Consider the following 1,004-nt stretch of genomic DNA (forward strand, 5'->3'; position numbering starts at 1 on the left):
CCAGCACGTCGCCACCGACCAGCGCCGGATCGGCGCGTTCCCATTTCTGCTCGTTGGCGCCGAGATCGGCGGCGAGCACCAGCGGGCCGCGCAGGATCGCGACCGTCTGCGCATTGCCCGGCGTCGCCTCGATCCTGAGATCGAGCGGCAGTGTGATCGCGATACGGTCCCCCGCCTGCCAGCGCCGCGTGACGATCGCATAGCCGCGCTCGATGCGCGGCGTCTCGGGCTTGCCGTTGACGCTGACCTGCACCTTGCCCCCCGCCCAGCGCGGCACGCGCAGCGCGACCGGGAAGGTGCCCGTGCGCAGCTTGGTGAAGGTCAGCGTCGCCTCTGGGGTGAAGGGATAGCCCGTCTCCAGCGTCACCGCCGCCTTGCGCGCCGCCCAGGCGGCATCGGCCGGGATATAGAGATTGACGTAGAAGGTGCCGTCGCCGCTTTCCCAGAAGATCGACTCGCCGTGCTTGGCGTGGCTTTCCATCCCCGATCCGACGCAGCACCAGAAGGCGTCGTCCTTGGTGGTCGAATAAGCGCGATCCGCGCCGGTCATCAGCGGGGTCATATAGGTGAAGCCGCCGGTCGACGGATCCTGCGCCGCCATCACATGATTGAGGTGCGCGCGCTCATAATAATCGAACAGGGCGCCGTCGGGCTGCCACGACCACAGATGCCGCGTCAGCTTGAGCATATTATAGGTGTTGCAATGCTCGCAGGTCTGCTCGGTGATATGATCGGCGATCGTGTCGGGCTCGGTGAAATATTCGCGATCGGCATTGCCCCCGATCACATAGCTGTGATGCTGCGTCACCGTTTCCCAGAAGAAGCGCGCCGCCGTCCCCTTCGCCGCATCGCCGGTCAATTCGTGGATCCGCGCCAGCCCGATCAACTTGGGCACCTGGGTATTGGCGTGGAAATTGGCGAGCTTGTCCTCGCGCTGCGCGAGCGGATCGAGCACGCGATTATCGTAGAACAGCCCCGCCATCCTGAGCCAGCGCGGGTCCCCG

General features: G+C 65.7%; 1 protein-coding gene. It reads right to left on the bottom strand.

The window, feature by feature from the left end; translation table 11 throughout:
* Positions 1-1,004 (bottom strand): beta-L-arabinofuranosidase domain-containing protein (locus tag BGN95_RS15705; protein WP_286773246.1); only part of this gene is annotated, 1,004 nt, incomplete at both ends.

The organism is Sphingomonas sp. 66-10, from assembly GCF_001897045.1.
GTDB classification, from domain to species: domain Bacteria; phylum Pseudomonadota; class Alphaproteobacteria; order Sphingomonadales; family Sphingomonadaceae; genus Sphingomonas; species Sphingomonas lycopersici.